The organism is Thalassospiraceae bacterium LMO-JJ14, from assembly GCA_021555105.2.
In the GTDB taxonomy this organism is placed as follows: domain Bacteria; phylum Pseudomonadota; class Alphaproteobacteria; order Rhodospirillales; family Casp-alpha2; genus UBA4479.
The window spans coordinates 2,932,500-2,950,000 of record CP134604.1 but is presented as its reverse complement, the minus strand read 5'-3'; the positions used below and the strand labels follow the sequence as shown (position 1 = coordinate 2,950,000).

The 17,501-nt window shown below is 56.0% G+C and carries 17 protein-coding genes, 1 tRNA gene and 2 rRNA genes (1 of these 20 only partly in view); 15 read left to right on the top strand and 5 right to left on the bottom strand.

Features of this window, described 5'->3' with window-relative positions:
* From L2D14_13930 to sat, 4 genes are all read left to right on the top strand, one after another.
* Nucleotides 1-2,568, top strand: a 23S ribosomal RNA gene (locus L2D14_13930); it begins 179 nt to the left of the window's first position.
* Nucleotides 2,569-2,741: 173 nt separating this feature from the next.
* Nucleotides 2,742-2,856 (top strand): 5S ribosomal RNA (rrf, locus tag L2D14_13925).
* 147 nt (nucleotides 2,857-3,003) lie between these two features.
* Nucleotides 3,004-3,080, top strand: a tRNA-Met gene (locus L2D14_13920).
* A 195-nt stretch (nucleotides 3,081-3,275) separates the two neighbouring features.
* Nucleotides 3,276-4,544: a sulfate adenylyltransferase gene (gene sat / locus L2D14_13915; protein WNJ98965.1), complete on the top strand. Its 1,269-nt coding sequence runs from the start codon at nucleotides 3,276-3,278 to the stop codon at nucleotides 4,542-4,544.
* Nucleotides 4,545-4,580: 36 nt separating this feature from the next.
* Here the strand turns inward: sat and L2D14_13910 are convergent, their stop codons facing one another.
* A complete protein-coding gene (locus L2D14_13910) occupies nucleotides 4,581-4,730 on the bottom strand; it encodes a hypothetical protein (protein ID WNJ98964.1) in 150 nt (49 codons plus the stop codon).
* A gap of 132 nt (nucleotides 4,731-4,862) precedes the next feature.
* On the opposite strand from L2D14_13910, the gene L2D14_13905 reads away from it, so the two are divergent.
* Complete coding sequence (locus L2D14_13905) at nucleotides 4,863-5,621, top strand: hypothetical protein (GenBank protein ID WNJ98963.1); 759 nt, start codon at nucleotides 4,863-4,865, stop codon at nucleotides 5,619-5,621.
* An 81-nt stretch (nucleotides 5,622-5,702) separates the two neighbouring features.
* Here L2D14_13905 and L2D14_13900 read toward each other — a convergent pair whose 3' ends face one another.
* Nucleotides 5,703-5,861, bottom strand: coding sequence for a hypothetical protein (locus tag L2D14_13900; protein ID WNJ98962.1), 159 nt, complete (start codon nucleotides 5,859-5,861; stop codon nucleotides 5,703-5,705).
* A gap of 394 nt (nucleotides 5,862-6,255) precedes the next feature.
* Between L2D14_13900 and L2D14_13895 the strand changes: the two genes are divergently transcribed.
* The 5 genes from L2D14_13895 to L2D14_13875 all read left to right on the top strand — a co-directional run bounded on the left by L2D14_13895 (nucleotide 6,256) and on the right by L2D14_13875 (nucleotide 10,521).
* Nucleotides 6,256-7,098 (top strand): hypothetical protein, encoded by an 843-nt coding sequence (locus L2D14_13895; protein ID WNJ98961.1) that lies wholly within the window; start codon nucleotides 6,256-6,258, stop codon nucleotides 7,096-7,098.
* 42 nt (nucleotides 7,099-7,140) lie between these two features.
* Complete coding sequence (aprB, locus tag L2D14_13890; protein WNJ98960.1) at nucleotides 7,141-7,623, top strand: adenylyl-sulfate reductase subunit beta; 483 nt, start codon at nucleotides 7,141-7,143, stop codon at nucleotides 7,621-7,623.
* Nucleotides 7,623-9,506: an adenylyl-sulfate reductase subunit alpha gene (gene aprA / locus L2D14_13885; GenBank protein WNJ98959.1), complete on the top strand. Its 1,884-nt coding sequence runs from the start codon at nucleotides 7,623-7,625 to the stop codon at nucleotides 9,504-9,506. The genes aprB and aprA overlap by 1 nt, the downstream gene beginning before the upstream one ends.
* A 128-nt stretch (nucleotides 9,507-9,634) precedes the next feature.
* Entirely contained in the window at nucleotides 9,635-9,988 is a 354-nt protein-coding gene (locus L2D14_13880; protein WNJ98958.1) for a hypothetical protein, read from the top strand.
* Nucleotides 9,989-10,008: 20 nt separating this feature from the next.
* Complete coding sequence (locus L2D14_13875; protein ID WNJ98957.1) at nucleotides 10,009-10,521, top strand: hypothetical protein; 513 nt, start codon at nucleotides 10,009-10,011, stop codon at nucleotides 10,519-10,521.
* On the opposite strand, the gene L2D14_13870 is transcribed toward L2D14_13875, so the two are convergent.
* From L2D14_13870 to L2D14_13860, 3 genes are all read right to left on the bottom strand, one after another.
* The gene (locus L2D14_13870) at nucleotides 10,511-11,284 is read right to left on the bottom strand and encodes a metallophosphoesterase (protein WNJ98956.1); all 774 of its coding nucleotides are present in this window, start codon (nucleotides 11,282-11,284) and stop codon (nucleotides 10,511-10,513) included. The genes L2D14_13875 and L2D14_13870 overlap by 11 nt on opposite strands.
* Before the next feature lie 70 nt (nucleotides 11,285-11,354).
* The gene (locus tag L2D14_13865) at nucleotides 11,355-11,978 is read right to left on the bottom strand and encodes a phosphoadenosine phosphosulfate reductase family protein (protein WNJ98955.1); all 624 of its coding nucleotides are present in this window, start codon (nucleotides 11,976-11,978) and stop codon (nucleotides 11,355-11,357) included.
* A 179-nt stretch (nucleotides 11,979-12,157) separates the two neighbouring features.
* Nucleotides 12,158-12,592, bottom strand: a complete 435-nt coding sequence (locus L2D14_13860) for a CBS domain-containing protein (protein ID WNJ98954.1) — start codon at nucleotides 12,590-12,592, stop codon at nucleotides 12,158-12,160.
* Nucleotides 12,593-12,823: 231 nt separating this feature from the next.
* Between L2D14_13860 and L2D14_13855 the strand changes: the two genes are divergently transcribed.
* The 5 genes from L2D14_13855 (at nucleotide 12,824) to L2D14_13835 (ending at nucleotide 17,493) form a co-directional block, all read left to right on the top strand.
* Complete coding sequence (locus L2D14_13855) at nucleotides 12,824-13,708, top strand: LysR substrate-binding domain-containing protein (protein ID WNJ98953.1); 885 nt, start codon at nucleotides 12,824-12,826, stop codon at nucleotides 13,706-13,708.
* Between the two features lie 301 nt (nucleotides 13,709-14,009).
* Nucleotides 14,010-14,372, top strand: a complete 363-nt coding sequence (locus L2D14_13850) for a rhodanese-like domain-containing protein (GenBank protein WNJ98952.1) — start codon at nucleotides 14,010-14,012, stop codon at nucleotides 14,370-14,372.
* A 78-nt stretch (nucleotides 14,373-14,450) separates the two neighbouring features.
* On the top strand, nucleotides 14,451-15,506 hold the full coding sequence (locus tag L2D14_13845; protein WNJ98951.1) for an LLM class flavin-dependent oxidoreductase: 1,056 nt from the start codon (nucleotides 14,451-14,453) through the stop codon (nucleotides 15,504-15,506).
* Nucleotides 15,503-16,375, top strand: a complete 873-nt coding sequence (locus L2D14_13840; protein WNJ98950.1) for a diiron oxygenase — start codon at nucleotides 15,503-15,505, stop codon at nucleotides 16,373-16,375. The genes L2D14_13845 and L2D14_13840 overlap by 4 nt, the downstream gene beginning before the upstream one ends.
* Entirely contained in the window at nucleotides 16,372-17,493 is a 1,122-nt protein-coding gene (locus L2D14_13835; GenBank protein WNJ98949.1) for an acetoin utilization protein AcuC, read from the top strand. The genes L2D14_13840 and L2D14_13835 overlap by 4 nt, the downstream gene beginning before the upstream one ends.
* Nucleotides 17,494-17,501 lie beyond the last annotated feature (8 nt).

The following is a 17,501-nucleotide window of genomic DNA, read 5'->3' as shown; positions in this document are numbered from 1 at the left end:
CCGGCGAAGTGAAACATCTCAGTAGCCGGAGGAAAGGACATCAATTGAGACTCCGTTAGTAGTGGCGAGCGAACGCGGATCAGGCCAGTGGCAGTTGCGTAAGAACCGAAACCGTCTGGAAAGTCGGGCCATAGTGGGTGATAGCCCCGTACGGGTAGAAAGCGCAGTTGTCCTCGAGTAGGGCGGGGCACGTGAAACCTTGTCTGAACATGGGGGGACCATCCTCCAAGCCTAAGTACTCCTCGATGACCGATAGTGAACCAGTACCGTGAGGGAAAGGTGAAAAGCACCCCGACGAGGGGAGTGAAAGAGACCTGAAACCGAATGCTTACAAGCAGTCGGAGGGAGCTTGTCTCCTGACGGCGTACCTTTTGTATAATGGGTCAGCGAGTTAATTTTGCGAGCAAGCTTAAGCCGTTAGGTGTAGGCGCAGGGAAACCGAGTCTTAATAGGGCGCTTTAGTTCGTAGGATTAGACCCGAAGCCCGGTGATCTAGCCATGAGCAGGTTGAAGGTGCGGTAACACGTACTGGAGGACCGAACCCACTTATGTTGAAAAATGAGGGGATGACTTGTGGTTAGGGGTGAAAGGCCAATCAAACCGGGTAATAGCTGGTTCTCCGCGAAATCTATTTAGGTAGAGCGTCATGTATTGCCGTCGGGGGTAGAGCACTGGATGGGCTAGGGGGTCCCACAGACTTACCAAACCTAACCAAACTCCGAATACCGACGAGTATGAGCATGGCAGACAGACGGCGGGTGCTAAGGTCCGTCGTCGAAAGGGAAACAGCCCAGACCACCAGCTAAGGTCCCCAAATCACGACTAAGTGGGAAAGGATGTGGGAAGGCCAAGACAACCAGGAGGTTGGCTTAGAAGCAGCCATCCTTTAAAGAAAGCGTAACAGCTCACTGGTCTAAACAAGCCGTCCTGCGCCGAAGATGTATCGGGGCTAAAGTCGTGTACCGAAGCTGTGGACTTGATCTTTGATCAAGTGGTAGCGGAGCGTTCCGTAGGCCTGCGAAGGTGTACCGCGAGGTATGCTGGAGGTATCGGAAGTGAGAATGCTGACATGAGTAGCGATAAAGAGGGTGAGAAACCCTCTCGCCGAAAGTCCAAGGGTTCCTGCGCAAGGCTAATCCGCGCAGGGTGAGCCGGTCCCTAAGGCGAGGCCGAAAGGCGTAGTCGATGGGAACCTGGTTAATATTCCAGGGCCTGGTGGATGTGACGAATGGCGGTAGTTGTGAGGACTTATCGGATTGTCCTTGCTGCGAAGCTGTTCCAGGAAATAACACCACCGTATAGACCGTACCCCAAACCGACACAGGTGGACAGGTAGAGTATACCAAGGCGCTTGAGAGAACGATGTTGAAGGAACTCGGCAAAATACCTGCGTAACTTCGGGAGAAGCAGGCCCCGTTGATGGGCAACCATCGGCGGGGGGCACAGACCAGGGGGTAGCGACTGTTTACTAAAAACACAGGGCTCTGCGAAGTGGAGAACACGACGTATAGGGTCTGACGCCTGCCCGGTGCCGGAAGGTTAAAAGGAGAGGTGAGAGCCTTGAATTGAAGCCCCGGTAAACGGCGGCCGTAACTATAACGGTCCTAAGGTAGCGAAATTCCTTGTCGGGTAAGTTCCGACCTGCACGAATGGCGTAACGACTTCCCCACTGTCTCCAACATCGACTCAGCGAAATTGAATTCTCCGTGAAGATGCGGAGTACCCGCGGTTAGACGGAAAGACCCCGTGCACCTTTACTACAACTTCAGAGTGGTACTAGGGAATGACTATGTAGGATAGGCGGGAGCCTTTGAAGCGTCGGCGCTAGCTGGCGTGGAGGCACCCTTGAAATACCGCCTTTTTGTTCTCTGGTATCTAACCGCGATCCCTGAACCGGGATCCGGGACCCTCTGTGGTGGGTAGTTTGACTGGGGCGGTCGCCTCCTAAAGAGTAACGGAGGCGCGCGAAGGTGGGCTCAAGCCGGTCGGAAATCGGCTGTTGAGTGCAATGGCATAAGCCTGCCTGACTGCGAGAGCGACAGTTCGAGCAGAGACGAAAGTCGGTCATAGTGATCCGGTGGTCCCGCATGGAAGGGCCATCGCTCAACGGATAAAAGGTACGCCGGGGATAACAGGCTGATGATCCCCAAGAGTCCACATCGACGGGATCGTTTGGCACCTCGATGTCGGCTCATCACATCCTGGGGCTGGAGCAGGTCCCAAGGGTTCGGCTGTTCGCCGATTAAAGTGGTACGTGAGCTGGGTTTAGAACGTCGTGAGACAGTTCGGTCCCTATCTGCCGTGGGTGTTGGATACTTGAGAGGAGCTGCCCCTAGTACGAGAGGACCGGGGTGGACGTATCTCTGGTGGACCTGTTGTCACGCCAGTGGCACAGCAGGGTAGCTAAATACGGACGGGATAACCGCTGAAGGCATCTAAGCGGGAAGCCCCCCTCAAAACCAGGTATCCCTTGAGAGCCGTGGAAGACCACCACGTTGATAGGCTGGATGTGGAAGCATGGCAACATGCGTAGCTGACCAGTACTAATAGCTCGATAGGCTTCAGAACGTGCTCATGCGCACGGACGAACGGAACCTTTATTAACTCAATATGTTTGCCCATACTCAATGTCTGGGCGCGCTTTACGCATCGTAGAGCGGCATATACTTCAAACGCACACAAACCAGACAGAGAACGCCGCGTCACAACAGTGACAGGCAACAAACCTTGCGCTTCGACGACCTGGTGGTCATGGCAAGGGTGCCCCACCCGATCCCATCCCGAACTCGGACGTGAAAGCCCTTAGCGCCGATGGTACTGCATCTTAAGGTGTGGGAGAGTAGGTCGCCGCCAGGTCTTCGAAACGCAAGGCAAACAAAACAATCGTTCCTCTTTCTTCTTCTGTACCGCTTCGGTCAATCCATTCATGCCCGCAACGGTGCAGCTGAAGTGTTTGCGCAAAACCACGTTCGGGACGTCGTTCCACCGGTTTTGCGACATTGACGCGGGATGGAGCAGCCCGGTAGCTCGTCAGGCTCATAACCTGAAGGTCGCAGGTTCAAATCCTGCTCCCGCAACCAATAAAAAAAGCCCCTAACTCAAAAGGTTAGGGGCTTTTTGCTGTCCGGGCCGTTTGCAAGATCGCCCAAGTTCCGAAGGACGAATTACATTTATAAATTATTGAATGTGTAGCGGGACTGTGTATGCATTAGCGCCTATGAAATTGCCGTCGTGGTATTGGCAATAAAATTGAAGTGGGTTGAGGAAGTATGAATATGTCGGAATTGGTGCCGCCACACGGTGCAGAAAGCATTCAACAGTTGCTGCTTGCAGAAGCAGATAGAGACGCCGAAATAGCACGCGCGCAGGCACTCAAGAAGGTGCCGCTTTCAAGCCGGGAAGTCTCGGACCTGTTGATGTTGGGGATGGGTGCTTACACACCGCTGACCGGCTTCATGGGGCATGATGACTGGCGTGGGAGCTGTGTTGATATGCAGCTTTCGAACGGTGTTTTCTGGCCCATTCCGATCACCCTGTCGGCCACGCAAGACCTCGCCGACAGTATCGCCCCGGACGAGGAGGTCGCGCTGACCGACGGCGACACGGGCGAGATTCTCGCAACGATGGTGGTTCGCGAAAAATACGGCATCGACAAAGACCTCGAATGCTCAAGTGTTTATGGCACAACCGACCCGAAACATCCGGGCGTACAAAAGGTGTTGGAACAAGGCCCTGTCAATCTGGGCGGCGCCGTACGCGTTGTTTCCGAAGGTCACTTCCCGGAAACATATGCCGGTCTCTACCTTCGTCCGCTCGAAACCCGCGCACTTTTCGCTGAAAAGGGCTGGAAAACGGTTGCCGCGTTTCAGACCCGCAACCCGATGCATTGCTCGCATGAATTCCTGGCCAAAACAGCCGTCGAAGTATGTGACGGCTTGCTGATCCACCAAGTTCTCGGTGCGCTCAAGCCCGGCGACATTCCTGCCGATGTCCGCGTCAAGGCGATCGATGCCCTCGTGCAGAATTACTTCGCGCCGGCAACGGTGGTGCAGGCCGGCTATCCGATCGAGATGCGCTATGCCGGTCCCAGGGAGGCACTGCTGCACGCTCTGTTCCGCCAGAACTTCGGGTGTTCGCACCTTGTCGTCGGCCGCGACCACGCCGGTGTCGGCGATTACTATGGGCCGTTCGACGCGCACGACATATTCGACACGATCCCGGAAGGGAGCCTGGTCACCAAGCCGCTGAAGATCGATATCACGTTTTTCTGCCACCAGTGTGGCGGGATGGCGACGGGGAAGGTCTGTTATGAGCGCGAGGACGGCTCGATCGCCACGGAGGCCGAACGGCTCAAGATTTCGGCTGATGTCGCGACAGGTAAAGCGCCACCGCGCCCATGCAAATACGGCCCCGAGACGAAGCTTCAGATTTCCGGTACCCGGCTCCGCGAGATGTTCGCGAACAAGGAACAGGTGCCGGGGGAATTTTCCCGGCCCGAAGTCGTCGCCGTGCTTCAGGCTTATTACGGTTCGTTGAAGGACTGAACGCTACTGTTTGCCCGGTCGGAATCCCGATCGGGCTTAAGCGACGACGTTGAAAGTCAGCTCACCGGCCCGGTCTTCGGAAACGAGTTCGTCTTCGATAGCGTTTAGTTTCGCAATCTCGATGACATGATCGTCTTTGATCAGGGTGCCGTATTCTTCCACAATGATCTGATACGTATGGAGCAAGCTTCCATCAGCATCCCGAACTTCGACATTTGGCATCGTTTTCTCCATTCCTCAATCTGTTGTATAGAACGATCACCTTGCCGAGGAAACGGCTCATTGTCTGGCAACGTCACATTGAAACGGATTATCTGAATGCCCGAAACACCGGAAAAAATCGAAAAAGAAGACGGAACGGTCGAGTGGCGTCTCGATGGGAAACTGCACCGCGAAGACGGTCCTGCCGTGGAAAAACCGAACGGAACCCGGGTCTGGTTCAAACACGGCAAACAGCATCGCGAGGATGGCCCTGCCGTCGAGCACGCGGACGGCAGCAAGGAATACTGGCTGAACGGCCAGCTTCAGCAGACGCCGCAGCGAACCGAAGCCGAAGACGGTATGATCGAGTGGCGTCTGAATGATAAGCTGCACCGTGAAGACGGTCCCGCCGTCGAACGCCCTGACGGCACACGTGTCTGGTTCCGCCATGGCAAGCAACACCGCGACGACGGCCCTGCCGTCGAGCACAACGACGGCAGCAGGGAATGGTGGCAGAACGGTAAATTGCACCGTGACGACGGGCCCGCCATCATGGAATCCGACGGCACCCAGGAATGGCATGTGAACGGGATCGCGCATCGCGAAGACGGCCCGGCGGTCATTCGCCCGGACGGCGTGCAGCAGTGGTGGGTCAACGGCGTGCGTCACCGTGACGACGGCCCCGCCGTGATCGAGGAACACATCATGCGCCAGTGGTGGGTGAACGGCTGGCTGCACCGCGAAGACGGCCCCGCCGTCGAATACGATGACGGCCCGGGGGAATGGTATCTGCATGGCGAGCCGACGGAAGAAAGCGTCGTTATGGATCGTGAGCGACGCGCCGAATTTCTCAAGAAAATAACCGGCGCCAGCTAAGCCGTCGGGACAAAAGAAAAGGAGGCGTAAACGCCTCCTGTTTCGTGCTTATTCAGGCAGCTTACAGCTGACCGGAACCGCTCACGGTTTCTTGGGGGTTTCGTACGGTACTTCCTTATGCCACGCGACCCAATCGGTATGGTATCCGACGAAACCTTCCTTGTTCGCCGGTTGCTGCTTCGTGGTGTAGTACTTTGTCTTGCCTTCAGGAACCGGCGCATTCTTGTCTACATTGGCCATCGGTGATCTCCCCGTCGTTTGACTGCTCACCGGGACTGCCGGCCGCATCGCGGCAAAGCATCCGATCCCGAAGAGTAATGTTCACATTTCAATTTCCGAATTTATAGGATGACGGTGCAGGAGGGAAGCAGCTTTTTGAACGAATTCTAATGCCTACTTGGTCAGATAGGTAGCAACACCAACCTATTCATAAGCTGATCTTGTTGGTTCAAGAAATAAAAATTGTTAGTCGGGTCCCGAAGTGTCCATTATTTGCGAATTATACAATTTTTTAGCCGTGAGGATTATCAAAATACGTTACTTTTATATTCGGCCTTCATATAATAAACGGCAATTAGGAAGACCTGTCGCAGGGGATTTCAAGAAATTAGGGCTGTGAAACGGGGAGACATCTATGTTCGCCAGTAATCCATTTGCTGATCTTGTGACGACGATCCCGCTTGACGTCATTCAGGGGTACGTCGTTTTGATGTTCCTTCTGGTCGTCGGCGGTACGCTTGTCGACATCATCCACAAGAGAAGCGCCAAGTACTTTTTCGCCAAAGCCAAGGCTGCCGAAGCCGCACGCACCCGTGAACTGAGCGCAGGCGACAAAGCCGGTATCGCCGTTCAGACCGCGGTCATCGACGTGGCGACATCCGCCGAATTCTGCAACCCGAAGCGCCGCATTGCGCACCTGCTGACGATGTACGGCTTCATCTTGTTTATCCTGACGACCGTTGCCCTGGTATTCGCCTATCCGAGCGACGCCGCCCCGGCCATTGTCTCGCAGCTTTGGCATCTGGGCGCCCTTATGGTGATGGTCGGCGGTTTCTGGTTCTGGTTCTTCATCCGTGTCGACATCGCCGCGGAAGCCAACAAATGGTACCACCTCGTCAAGGCGGACCTTTTCATTCTTTCGCTTCTCGGCACTACGACCTTCGGGTTCCTGTGGTCTCTCACGCAATCAGCGGGCGGCACCTTGAACACGCTTCTGCTGGCCTTGTTCCTGATTTCCTCGACGGTGCTTTTCGGCGGTGTCCTGTGGTCGAAGTTCGCGCACATGTTCTTCAAGCCGGCAGCCGCATTCAACAAGCGTGTCATCAAAGCAGACGGCTCCATGGAAAACCTGCCGGAACTGGGCGATCTGTCGGACCCGGCGTTACAGCAGCGTTTCCCCGATATCCCGGAATACCTGGGCAGCAAGCCGTCCTACATGGGCCTCGGCATCAAGCGCGAAGCGCCACGCCATTACTGAGCCCAAAGCGAAACAAAATTCTGAACAGAGAGAAACATCACGATGCCTACTTTTGTATATATGACCCGATGCGACGGATGCGGCCACTGCGTCGATATCTGCCCGTCCGATATCATGCACATCGATAAGACGTACCGGCGTGCCTATAACATCGAACCGAATATGTGCTGGGAATGTTATTCCTGCGTGAAAGCTTGCCCGCAGAACGCGATCGACGTACGTGGCTATGCGGATTTCGCACCGCTCGGTCACAGTGTCCGCGTCATTCGCGATGAGGAAAAGGGCGTCATTGCCTGGCGTATTAAATTCCGCAATGGCGAAAAGGACCTTAACCTGCTGGCGCCGATCACCACGAAACCTTGGGGCTCGGCAACCCCGGACCTCAGGAAGGAAACGGCACCGACCCAGGAACAGCGCGACAGCCAGCAACTGTACAGCGAGCCGAAATACATCCGCATGGATGACGGCGATGTGCACACCCTGGAATCCAATGGTCTCAAGATGAAGGTAGGGGTGTACTACTGATGGCTTATAAAACGATCGTAGAAGACAACATCGACGTCTTGGTCGCCGGCGCAGGACTTGGCGGCACCGGTGCAGCTTTCGAAGCCCGCTATTGGGGCCAGGACAAGAAAATCGTGATCGCCGAAAAGGCCAACATCGACCGCTCCGGCGCCGTCGCTCAGGGGCTGTACGCGATCAACTGCTACATGGGCACCCGCTTCGGCGAGAACAATCCGGAAGATCACGTACGCTATGCGCGGATCGATCTGATGGGCATGGTCCGCGAAGATCTTCTGTTCGATATGGCGCGCCACGTGGATTCCACGGTTCACAATTTTGAAGATTGGGGCCTGCCGATTATGCGCGACAAGGAGAAAGGCTCCTTCCTGCGCGAAGGCCGCTGGCAGATCATGATCCACGGCGAATCCTACAAGCCGATTGTCGCCGAGGCGGCGAAGAAAAACGCCGACAAGGTATTCAACCGTATCTGCGTCACGCACTTGCTGATGGACGAAGCCAAGGAAAACCGCGTTGCGGGCGCCGTCGGCTTCAATGTCCGGACCGGCGATTTCCATGTCTTCAAATCGAAGACCGTGATCTGCGGTGCAGGCGGGGCGTCCAACATCTTCAAGCCGCGTTCCGTCGGCGAGGGTGCAGGCCGTGTCTGGTATGCACCCTGGTCTTCTGGTTCCGCCTACGCATTGATGATCAATGCCGGCGCCAAGATGACGCAGATGGAAAACCGCATCGTTCTGGCCCGCTTCAAAGACGGTTACGGCCCGGTCGGTGCTTACTTCCTGCACCTCAAGACCTATACGCAGAACGCCTACGGCGAAGAGTACGAATCCAAGTGGTTCCCCGAATTGCAGAAGCTGGTCGGTAAGGAATATCTGGACCCCGAAGTTTCGCACCTTACCCACCGCCCGATCCCGACGTGCCTTCGTAACCACTGCATCATTCATGAAGTGAACGCAGGCCGCGGGCCGATCCACATGGTCACCATGCACTCGTTCCAGGATCCGCATCTGGAAGAAATCGGCTGGCATAACTTCCTTGGTATGACCGTCGGCCAGGCCGTTCTGTGGGCTGCGACCGACGTCGATCCGAAGAATGAAAATCCGGAACTGACCACCTCCGAGCCGTACGTCATGGGGTCCCATGCCACCGGTTGCGGGGCATGGTGCTCAGGTCCTGAGGACATTTCGCCGCCCGAGTACTTCTGGGGCTATAACCGGATGACGACCATCGAAGGCCTGTTCGGCGCCGGCGACGCAGTCGGCGGTACGCCGCATGCGTTTTCGTCGGGTTCGTTCACCGAAGGCCGCCTGGCCGCGAAAGCCGCTTGCAAGTACATCGATGACGGCAAGGCCGAGGGGATCACTGTTTCGGAAAAGCAGATCTTCGACCGCAAGGAAGAGGTCTTCAAACCGCTTGAACATTACAAGGTCCACCGCAACGAAATCGTCGCCGGTACGGTCAACCCGAACTACCACAACCCGCGGCAGGCACTCGACCGCCTGCAGAAGTTGATGGACGAGTACGGCGGGGGTGTCACGGTCAACTATATGACCAACGACAAACTCCTGAGCATCGGCCTCAAGAAACTCAAAATCATGGAAGAGGATCTTGAGAAGATTGCGGCCCAGGACCTGCACGAATTACTTCGGGCCTGGGAAGTCAAACACCGCCACCGGGCTTCGGAGTGCGTCTTGCAGCACACCTTGTTCCGTAAGGAAACCCGTTGGCCGGGCTACTACTACCGTGGCGATGCCATGAAACTCGACGATGAGAACTGGCATGTCCTGACCGTATCGCGCCGCGATCCTAAGACCGGCGAATACACGATGGAAAAAGCGCCGCTGTATCATCTTGTCGATGATGATGAAGTGGCTGCGGCCGAATAAGCATATATAAACATCCGCCAGGCGTTCTCTTTGAATTCCTGGCGGGCGTTTAAAAAAGATCAGCAGTCACATGTTGATCTTTTTTTGTGACCCTGCGAGATTCCGCTTCCGCATGACTGAGGATACAAATGAACATTATCAAACTCTCGGACGATGAAATTCTGGCCGTTGCCGAGCCTTTGTGGACGGAACTCGTTCGCGCGTCCAATGACGGTGATTACGGAAAGTTCATCCGAAATTTCGATTACAGCCTGACCCAAGGCCTGAACGAAATCGAAGTCGGAAAGCAATTCGCGAACAGCGAACTGACGCGGTCACTTTCCGAAGTCTATGACTTTCTCGGGATCATCCGTCGCGGCGAACACGTTACGGTTCTATACCGGGTGCGTAGCAAAAAGAAGCAAGGCGAGTGGCTTGGCCGCCTCGTCCTCGGTTTCAATCAGGATGACGAGATCAAGATATTCGGCGCTTCAGTCTTCTGATTAAACGGCAAGGGTTCAAGATGACCGAAACGATAGAAGACAACAAATACGTCGAACTGAAATACGATGTGATCGACGAAAAAACCGGCGACGTCCTGGTTTCGGTCGAGTTTCCACTTGGATACGTCCACGGCGCCAACGAAATTCTGGGGCCTGATGTCCTTGAAGCTCTCGCCGGCAAGGTTGCCGGCGATGAGATCGAAGTCCCTTTCAATGGTGACCAGATATATGGCCCCAGAGATGAAAACCTGGTGTTTACGGACCGGATCGAGAACGTACCGGAGGAATATCGTGAAGTCGGCACTTCGATCCTGACCGAGAACGAAAAAGGGAAATCGCAGCGGTTTATCGTTACCCGGATGGATGAAGAGACGCTAACCGTCGACGGCAATCATCCGCTTTGCGGCCGCCAGGTGATTTTCAAATTGAAGGTTCTTTCCGTTCGCGATGCGACGGAAGAGGAAATTAAAATTGGCGGCCCCATCGAAGCCCAGCCGGATATCGATGCCGGCTTGACCGTGCCTATACAGTAAACGCGCGCTTCGATGCCGGGCGTATTTCCGTTCTGAAGGCATCTTCTCCATTGAACGTATGAAGGTGGTAGACGGGGGTATCCGTCATCTCCGGTGCAAAATCGCCCAAGCGAAGGTCACGGGCGACGCTGGGGACGGTGCTGAAGGGAATACCGGCGACGGTGCCCACGGCATGACGGTGGGAATGCCCGCAAAAACCTCGCACGACGTGGTTCTGGCCTTTGAGCGCACCGGCAAGACGTTCCGCGCTTTCCCACGACTCAAACTGACGGGGATATGCGGATTCCTCTATTTCGAACGGCGGGTGGTGCATGAAAACCACCGTTGGTTTCGACGTGTCCGATGACAAATAACCACGCAAATTATCCGCCCGGTCCTGACAATATGAACCCTGGTTGCTTTGTTCACTCAATGTATCGAGAGCGACCAGACGCACCGGAAAATCATCGACGACGTATTGAACGTATGGGGCGTCGGGCATCAGGCGGCGTCCAATGCTGAACCGCTCGGTCAACAACGATCGCTCGTCTCTGTTTCCCGCGCAGATGAACAACGGCATTTTAAGATTCTTGAGGATGCCAAGCGCCAGGCGATATTTATCTTCATCCCCATCGTGGGCCATGTCGCCTGTATGAATCACGAGATCCGGTGCCGGTTCCAATGCGTTGATGTCTTCGACACACGCCTCAAGGTCGCCGAGGCGTGCCGGCCCGTTTTCGTGCGCGGGATCAATATGGGTATCCGATATTTGTGCGATGATCATGAAAACAACGTCGTTATTTCAGGCGGTGGGGTTTGGGGAGGCGTCACTTTTGAAACTCAGGCCGCAATAATCAGTAATGATAATCGTCGGTATGGATGAAAGGTGTGGGCGCGATGTTTTGGTGAACCAGCTGCATCGCCTTGGGGTGGAACGGTAGATTGCGTTCTTTCAGATATGCGCGCACTTCGTCTTGCGTCCAGCCGGCCAAAGGATGAACGCGAAGGATACGGCCCTCCGCTGACAACTTCGGACGCGGTTCGTATGTGTAGGGATTGTGATACACGGCACTGATCCAGCAATCGAAGGGTTTGAGCGTTTCATTCAAGGGGATCGTGGAGTATCGGCGGGTGCCGTCGTCGGGATCGTCGCCCCACAGGTTTTCACAGTGATAAGAATCTCCGTGTATAATTCCAGGATCTTCAGCCGGGGCCCTGACATCCGTCAGACCCAGTTCTTCAATAATCGTCGATTTATACTCAAGGCTTTCCTGGAAGACGTTTTTCATGTGGCAAAATACGACCGGTGTCGCCGGATCGATATCCGCAATCAGTCGGAGCGTTGCCACGCTTCGGGCACGAAGAGATGCCGTGACCATGACCTTGCCGGGAAATTTATCGACGACGAGGTAGCGCAAAAGTTCTGCCGCTTCCATTCCCTCGCACTCATTGATGATTTCCGGCAGTGACATTGCCATGATCACTATCCTCCAAAAACTGGATGCATAAGCTTGCCGTCATAATATAACTCAAATGGCAGCCGGAAACAGGGATTTGCTGGCAAAGGGTGTGAAGTCGCTCCTATCCGCTCCGGGGTTCAATATCGCGGGTGCTGAGAAAGTATCGCTCTCAGAAACGGGTACTTGCTCCCGAAGGCTTAGCGCATGATCTCATAATTCAGAGTCATTTTCGTCGCATACGCTTTCATATCGTCGTGAAGCGTATGCAGAATGTCGCGGGAACTCACCATCCCGATCAACTTGTCATCCGATACCACGGGCATATGGCGGATACCATTTTTGTCCATCATGGTCATGACGTCTACGAGGTCGAAGTCTTCTGTGCACGTAACGACATCAGACGTCATCAGCCCGGAAACCTGAACGTTTTCGAAGTTCAATAAGTTCTTCGAAAGCCAGCGAACAATGTCCCGTTCGGAGAGTATGCCCACGACCTTGTTGGATGCATCGCAAACCGGCAGGGCGCCGATATTGTGCTCGCTCAGCAGGTCGATCGCGACCTTAATTGATGCGTCGGGCAAGGTGGCGGCTAATGTGGTTTTCTTGATCCGCAGGATGTCCCTGATTTGCATTATTTATTCCTCCTATCGGGTATTTTCTCTTAGCGATGTGTTCGAAGCCCCGTGACCATTCGTGCAGACGTTTTGTCAGCGGATGGACCCGAATAACACGTATCGGACTCCAGAGAGTGTTTTCGCACCTCACCTGAATTTATTTCCCTACACTGGTTATTCTGGGCATTTTGACTGATAAATCTAACAAATAGTAATTGTCATATTCACACATATATTTTATCAATTCATATGACCCTTACGCAGCTAAAGATCTTTGCCGCTGTCGCCGAATTCGGGCATGTCACCCGTGCCGCCGAAAAGCTCCATATTACGCAATCCGCAGCATCGGCTGCCATATCTGCAATCGAGAAGCAGCACGATATCAAGCTGTTCAATCGCGTTGGCCGGGCCATAGAGCTATCGGAAGTCGGGCGAATCTTTCTGGAACATGCGCATGACGTACTGGAACGGGCCCAGGCGGCGGAACGCATGCTGGATGCCCTTGGGGGGCGCACGATCGGCCGGCTGGAGATCGCCGCCAGCCAGACCATCGCCAATTACTGGCTGCCGCGCCGCCTGGCCGCTTTTCATGACTGCTACCCGGGGATCAATCTCAATATTTCCATCGGCAATACGCGTGAGGTCGAAAACCTCGTCGATGCCGGAGATGCCGACATCGGCTTCGTCGAAGGCTCCATCAGTTCTAAAAATCTGAAGCTGGACGAGGTGGATCACGACCAACCGGTTATGGTCGTGCCATTTAAACGCTGGCCTTCATTGGGACGAGGGAAAAGGGCCATTGATCTGACTTCCGTGCCGTGGGTTGTGCGTGAGCCCGGCTCCGGCACCCGGGGGGTATTGGAAAAGCTTGCCGCCGACGAAGGTCTGAGCTTGTCCGATCTCAACATTATCCTCGAACTTCCGAGCAACGAGGCCGTGCGCGAGGCGGTTGTGGCGGGGGTCGGTGCTGCCGTCCTCTCCCGGCATGTGGTTGCAACCGCCATTGAAGCCGAATTGCTGCGTGCCCTTCCTCTCGATATGCCGCCGCGTAAATTCATGATGGTCCGCCGTAGCAAGGCGAAGCCGAGCGATGCGCAGTCGGCCCTTATCGAAATGGTTCTGGGACCGGTCTAACCTCATCCCATTTTCTGGACGATGTCCGTTGAGTGCTTGTCGGTTCACAGCACCTCGGTGGCGACACTCTTTTCTATCATATTCATATAATATATATTGTAATTTATGAATTTGTTGGAAGAGTTCGGCATATGCAAGCTATCTCCCCTCATGAACATGAGACGCTTTTAAGGGGTGGCGAGGCGATGGCTGTTGGTATTAGAGGCGAGTCTTGTGGGCACATGTGCATTGGCAACGGTGAATATGCCGATGCCTTGGAATCGGCAGCCCTGATTCAGGCAAGGGGGAACAAATGTCGATAATGGAAAAAGTTAAGGCGGCAAAGCTGCGGTTAAGCACGATTTCCGCGGAAGAGGTCAAGGAACTGGCCGGTCGCAGCGATGTGCTGATCGTTGATGTGCGTGATGAGCACGAGATCGCAAGGGGCGGTAAAATTGAAGGTGCTTTACATGTTTCCCGCGGCACCCTGGAGTTCAAGGCGGATAAAGCCTCGCCGCTGTTCAATGACGACTTTGAGGATGCCGAGACAATCATAGTCTATTGCGCCACCGGGGCGCGGGCTGCGCTTTGCGGCGCCGCGCTTCTGGACCTTGGATACAAGGATGTCCGCACCCTCGAAACATTCAATGCATGGACCGAGATTGATGGCCCGGTCGATACCTGAAAGCGCTGCTGCCGGCCTTGGGCTGCTGATTGTTGATCTTCGTGTCCGGGGACGGCATGCTCTTGATGGGGTAGGGCAATGAAACTGGACTTGTTTCTGGAGCTGGCGTCGCCGCCATGGATATCCAAGACGCCTGCGGACGTCATACGCGATACGGTCGAAATCGCGGTCGCTGCAGAGGCTGCCGGCATGGATACGCTGTGGCTCCCCGAGCATCACTTTCTCGAAGGTTATTCGAATGCCGCCGCGCCTGATATGTTGCTGGCGGCCGTTTCCCAGGCGACGAAGCGCATTAATCTCGGTTTTGCGATCATTCCGCTGCCGCTGCACGACCCGGTCCGGGTTGCCGAGCGGCTGGCGACGCTGGATGCACTGGCGCCTGGCCGCGTGCGGTGGGGCGTTGGTCGCGGCGTGACGGTAACCGAACTTGCCGGCTTTGGCATAAACCCGGCCGAGAGCCGTGAGATTTTTGAGGCCAAGTTTGCGCAATTGCAGGACATTTTAAGCACCGGGCATGCCGAGCGCGATGCGCAGAGGCTTCCCATTTACCCGCCGGTTCCGGGTGGACTTGATCAGGGGTGGATTGCAGCGGTCAGCCCCGAGACGTTTACGTTCGCCGCACAGCAGGGCCTCAATGTGATGACCGGGCCGTTCAAGCCGTGGGCGTTTGTGAATGCGGATCTGGCCCGCTACCGGAAGGCCTGTGCCGGCGGGCAGACATCGTTCACACTTTCGGTTTACTGCGAGCAGGATCATAAAGCGGCACGTGAACGCGCCCGGCGTGGGATTGTATGGGTCTACCGCCGGCTGTTCGAGATTGCCAAGCCGATGCTGTCGAAGCAGGTCGAGGGATATGAGCATTACCGGCAACTGGGGTGGACGGTGCCGTTGCTCGACAAGATGCTGTCGATCGCCGTGCTTGAGCGATTGGGCCTCGCGGCGGTCGGTGATCCCGAACATGTGACCGCCCGGCTGTCCGCACTCGAGACGGCGGGGCTGGATCGCGTCAGTCTGGTCTGCGGCGGTGGTGATCTGCTCCCCGACGAGGTTGCCCGCTCGCTGAAATTGCTTGGTGAGGCGTGGCGGCAGCGGGCCGGCGGATTATCTGATGTACGGAAGGCGGTAACTGCATGAGTACGATTTTCAACCGTCTTGCGGCCGCCGTGCCGCCTTACAAGGATCCGATGAACGAGATCGACTGGGCAGGCGCCGATCCCGAACTGCCGTGGCTGCCAGATAGCATGATCAGCCTTTCCAGCCTTCCCGTTTGGAACGAGTTGGACGAAAACAAGAAACGCCAGGTCTCGCGCGTCGAATTTGCGCGCTTGTGTGCTGCCGGTTTGTGGCTGGAAGGTTTGATGATTCACCGGGTCACGCATGCGGGCTTTGTCGCCGCCGACACGCTGGAGACGCAGATTGTTCTGCAGGAAGTACGCGAAGAGACCGGTCACAGCCTTATGTTTCTGAAAATGATCGAGCGGGCCGGGATGAGCGGCAAGCATCTGCTGGGGCCCACCGGACTACTGACCACCGTCGCGAAAATGCTGAATCCGAAGGGTGCCGGGTTCTGGGCCATGGTCTTTATCGGCGAGTCGGTAACCGATACGTTTGCCTTGAAAGCGCTGAAAGAAGCCGACGGAGAGGGGCAGGCGATCTGCCCGCTGGCCCGCCAAGTGATGCAGTGGCACCACGCCGACGAAGCCCGCCACATTGCCGCGGCGAAAGCGCTGCTCGGCGAAAAAATCAAAGCGATGTCGGCTGTTGAGCGTGCCGGGTTCCGGCTGCTGACGAAGCTGCTGATCCGGCGCTTCTTGAGTGCGACCCTGTTTCCGAGTTTGCAGAGTCTGGAAGCGCTTCAATTTCCGAACGCACGGGAGGTCTGGCGCCAGGCGCACCGAAGCCCGGCCGGGCGGTCGTTGGCCGAGAGTTGCGCCGAGCCTGCAATGAAGCTGATAGACAAGCGTTTCTCGAATAATCCGCAGGCGACGGCGAGCGTGCAATGAAAACAGCCGGGCCGTTTTTTGTCGGCGGTGACATTTATCGCCGTCCCGGTTTCGGCGCCAACCACCCTTTGGCGATTCCAAGAGTGGGTCTCGTGCTCGAGATTTGCGAGGCGATGTCCTGGCTCGATGAAAATTATCTCGACAGTCCGATGGCCGATGACAAGGCGCTGCTGCGGTTCCATGACCGCGATTATCTTGAGGCCGTGAAACGGGTCGCCATGGCAGGGCGGGCGGAAGAAAACGACCGCGTGCGGTATCAACTGGGAACCATGGAAAACCCGGTTTTCGAAGGTCTGGAACAGCGCGCCCGGACAACTTGCGGCGGCTCTATTCTGGCGGCTGAAAAAGCGCTTGCTGGTTGCGTGGCTTTCAACCCCGCAGGCGGCACCCATCATGGCATGCCGGACCATGCGCACGGTTTCTGTTACTTCAACGATCCGGTCATGGCGATCATGACATTGCTGGACGGCGGTGCGGGGTCGATATTCTATCTTGATCTCGATGCCCACCATGGTGATGGGGTCGAGGCCGCGTTCCTGGATGAGCCGCGCGTCGTCACGCTCTCTATTCATGAGCGCGCACGCTGGCCCGGGACGGGGACCGCGCATGGCGGCAGGGGAGCCGGTGCCTACAATTATCCTGTTCCGAAGGGCTTCAACGACTGCGAACTGGCGGCGTTGATGTCGGGCGCCGTTCTGCCGATGATCGAGGAACTCAAACCCGATGTCGCCGTGATCACGTGCGGTGCCGACGCGTTGGCCGGGGATCCGCTCTCGGGTATGATGCTCTCGAATGTTGCGCTCTGGGATGCGGTCACAGCTGTCACCGAACGGGTTCCCGGCGCCGTCGTTCTTGGTGGCGGCGGGTACAATCCGTGGACCGTGGCACGTTGCTGGTCGGGGCTCTGGGGGCGGCTTTCTGGCAGGACGCCGCCATGGCCCGTGCCGGAGAAAATCAAGGTTCGGTTCGACGAAATCGAATGCGATCTGGTTGACGAAGAAGACATCGATCAAGCCTGGCGGGAGCGGCTGGATGACGCACCAAACAAAGCGCCGGTGCGCGAAGAAGTCGCCGCATTGATCGGTGACACTGGAAGCGATTGGAGAGAAGTCGTTTGATCCAAAAA

Coding starts and splice junctions, on each gene's coding strand:
- L2D14_13840 (WNJ98950.1), top strand. CDS start 15,503: ATGAGTACGATTTTCAACCGTCTTGCGGCCGCCGTGCCGCCTTACAAG.
- L2D14_13875 (WNJ98957.1), top strand. CDS start 10,009: ATGACCGAAACGATAGAAGACAACAAATACGTCGAACTGAAATACGAT.
- L2D14_13855 (WNJ98953.1), top strand. CDS start 12,824: ATGACCCTTACGCAGCTAAAGATCTTTGCCGCTGTCGCCGAATTCGGG.
- L2D14_13850 (WNJ98952.1), top strand. CDS start 14,010: ATGGAAAAAGTTAAGGCGGCAAAGCTGCGGTTAAGCACGATTTCCGCG.
- aprB (WNJ98960.1), top strand. CDS start 7,141: ATGCCTACTTTTGTATATATGACCCGATGCGACGGATGCGGCCACTGC.
- L2D14_13870 (WNJ98956.1), bottom strand. CDS start 11,284: ATGATCATCGCACAAATATCGGATACCCATATTGATCCCGCGCACGAA.
- sat (WNJ98965.1), top strand. CDS start 3,276: ATGTCGGAATTGGTGCCGCCACACGGTGCAGAAAGCATTCAACAGTTG.
- L2D14_13860 (WNJ98954.1), bottom strand. CDS start 12,592: ATGCAAATCAGGGACATCCTGCGGATCAAGAAAACCACATTAGCCGCC.
- L2D14_13895 (WNJ98961.1), top strand. CDS start 6,256: ATGTTCGCCAGTAATCCATTTGCTGATCTTGTGACGACGATCCCGCTT.
- aprA (WNJ98959.1), top strand. CDS start 7,623: ATGGCTTATAAAACGATCGTAGAAGACAACATCGACGTCTTGGTCGCC.
- L2D14_13865 (WNJ98955.1), bottom strand. CDS start 11,978: ATGGCAATGTCACTGCCGGAAATCATCAATGAGTGCGAGGGAATGGAA.
- L2D14_13905 (WNJ98963.1), top strand. CDS start 4,863: ATGCCCGAAACACCGGAAAAAATCGAAAAAGAAGACGGAACGGTCGAG.
- L2D14_13880 (WNJ98958.1), top strand. CDS start 9,635: ATGAACATTATCAAACTCTCGGACGATGAAATTCTGGCCGTTGCCGAG.
- L2D14_13845 (WNJ98951.1), top strand. CDS start 14,451: ATGAAACTGGACTTGTTTCTGGAGCTGGCGTCGCCGCCATGGATATCC.
- L2D14_13900 (WNJ98962.1), bottom strand. CDS start 5,861: ATGGCCAATGTAGACAAGAATGCGCCGGTTCCTGAAGGCAAGACAAAG.
- L2D14_13835 (WNJ98949.1), top strand. CDS start 16,372: ATGAAAACAGCCGGGCCGTTTTTTGTCGGCGGTGACATTTATCGCCGT.